Source organism: Coleofasciculus sp. FACHB-712 (assembly GCF_014695635.1).
Lineage (GTDB): Bacteria > Cyanobacteriota > Cyanobacteriia > Cyanobacteriales > FACHB-T130 > FACHB-T130.
On record NZ_JACJOQ010000705.1, the window covers coordinates 1 to 2314 of the forward strand.

The window sequence follows — 2314 nt, forward strand, 5'->3', positions numbered from 1 at the left end:
CTGAAGGATTACCAGATATTTATCACGTCCATCATGGCAGTATTTCTACCTCCTTAAGGGAAGCGGCTGAGGATGCGATGCGCGATACCAAAGTTCCATCTGTTACTGCTGCAACTATCACGCTTGAATTAGGAATCGATCTCGGTCAATTAGAGCGAGTCATTCAATTAAACGCGCCTTTATCTGTATCCAGTTTCTTGCAGAGATTGGGACGTTCGGGAAGGCGAGGAAGTGCGGCAGATATGCGGTTTGTTTGCGCAGAGGAAGAACTATCAACAGAGGAATCGCTTCCTAATCAAATTCCTTGGCAACTGTTGCAAGCTATCGCGATTATCCAACTTTACTTAGAAGAACGCTGGATTGAGCCAATCAAGCCGGTTAAATATCCTTTTAGCCTTTTATATCACCAAACAATGAGTATTTTAGCAGCGCTGGAGGAACTCTCTCCCGCAGCTTTAGCTCAGCAAGTTTTAGCCTTACCACCCTTTGCAGCTATATCTAAAGATGATTTTAGGCAATTGCTCCGAAACTTGATAGGAATTGACCACATTCAGCAGACTGAGGGAGACAAATTAATTATCGGATTAGCTGGGGAGAAAATTGTAAAAAATTTTCATTTTTACGCCGTTTTTTCCGACACGGTTGAGTATGCTGTTAGGGATGAATCGATGGAAATTGGCAGTATCCTGATGCCTCCTCCTGTTGGCAATTGCTTTGCCTTGGCAGGGAGAACGTGGGAAGTTTTGGATAGCGATGTTAAAACAAAAACGGTTTTTGTCAAACAAGCACAAGGTCAAGCTAAAATTTCTTGGCATGGTGGCAGTAGCAATATTCATACAAAAGTTCCTGAACGGATGCGAAGAGTTTTGCTTGAAGATTCTCAGTATAGCTACTTACAAAGTAATGCTAAAAAACGTCTGAATGAAGCTCGTCAATTAGCTTGCTTTTGGGAATTTGAAAGAAATAACATCGTTTCATTAGGAAGCAAAACTTGCTGCATATTTCCTTGGATGGGTACTGTCGCTTACCGCACCTTGGAAAGGTTTCTAAATTTCTTTGGTAGAGAGTCTCTGGATATCAAGAAGATTGGGGGTCAAGCTCCATACTTTATGACCGTTAAACTTGGAAAGGATGGGGTTGAAGAGCTTGGCTCGGAAATCCTAGCGTTTGGCAATAAAAGGATTACGGCGTTAGATTTAGTTGCTGTTGAAGAACCTTTAAAAATGCAAAAGTATGATGAGTTTATTCCTAGCAAGCTGCTTCGTAAAGCTTTTGCTTTCGATTGTCTAGATGTTGGAGAGCTGAAGAAAATTATTAGTGGTTGGTAGATGAGAGAATAGAAAGGCTAGAAGAAGCGTAAAACAAAGTTTAAGGCGAAGCGGTCGCATCTATCTATAAATGTCATTTACTTATACCCGAACGATTCGTTTTCAGGATACCGACGCCGCCGGTGTTGTCTACTTTGCTAATGTCTTGGCAATGTGTCACGAAGCTTATGAAGAATCCCTAGCGGCTTTGGATATCAATCTCAAGTTATTTTTCAGCAACCCGAATGTTGCGATTCCTATTGTTCATGCCAGCGTTGATTTTTTCAGTCCGATGTATTGTGGTGACAAAGTAGTTATTCAGTTAATTCCTCAACATCTTTCATCTGAAAAATTTGAAGTTAATTACCAATTTATTGCAGAGAATCGGGTAGTCGCACAAGCAATTACTCGGCACGTTTGCATCGATGCAGCTACTAGAAGTAGAAAAGAAATTCCAACGGAGATGATTCGATGGCTTCAGCAATTGAAGGAAGAAGAGGAATAAACCGCATTAGCGTTCGCGTAGCGGCGCGGATGTGCGAGAGGGATGCGCGAGTAGACGCAAAGGATGCGAAGAGAGAGTTTATAGAGTGCGTTACACTTCGTTATACTGCCACTCAAATACCCTAGTATAAGCAATTCTTTGTAGCTGTTCGCGGTTCACTTTTCCCTGAGTGTTTCTTGGTAATGTTTCTACTGGCACCCAATATTTAGGGCGTTTAAATTTGCTCAATTTATCTTCAATTTCTATTTGTAGAGTATAAGTAGAAATGTCTGATTTACTGGGAACATAAACGGCTGTTACAATTTGTCCCCAGTGAGAGTCGGGTAAACCAATTACACAGACATCAGCAACTAAACCTGTAGCTTGAATTGCAGCTTCTACTTCAGAGGGGAAGACGTTTTCGCCACCTGTGATAATTTTGTTACTGCTACGACCGATAATATTTAAATTACCCTGTTCGTCAATAAAGCCTAAATCATCTACTTGGAAATGTTGTTGATTA

The 2314-nt window shown here is 41.1% G+C and carries 2 protein-coding genes and 1 pseudogene; 2 read left to right on the forward strand and 1 reads right to left on the reverse strand.

Translation table 11 applies throughout. From position 1 onward, the window contains the following. The coding region (locus H6F50_RS26130) for a helicase-related protein (RefSeq protein WP_277879385.1) at positions 1-1328 on the forward strand (1328 nt) is incomplete at its 5' end. Between the two features lie 70 nt (positions 1329-1398). Further along, positions 1399-1812 (forward strand): thioesterase family protein, encoded by a 414-nt coding sequence (locus H6F50_RS26135; protein WP_190430955.1) that lies wholly within the window; start codon positions 1399-1401, stop codon positions 1810-1812. Between the two features lie 90 nt (positions 1813-1902). Here H6F50_RS26135 and H6F50_RS26140 read toward each other — a convergent pair. After that, positions 1903-2314: pseudogene (locus tag H6F50_RS26140) on the reverse strand (hypothetical protein); the annotation flags it as partial.

Bases quoted from the DNA above. Each gene is read 5' to 3' on its own strand.
- H6F50_RS26135 (WP_190430955.1), top strand. From the start codon at position 1,399: ATGTCATTTACTTATACCCGAACGATTCGTTTTCAGGATACCGACGCC.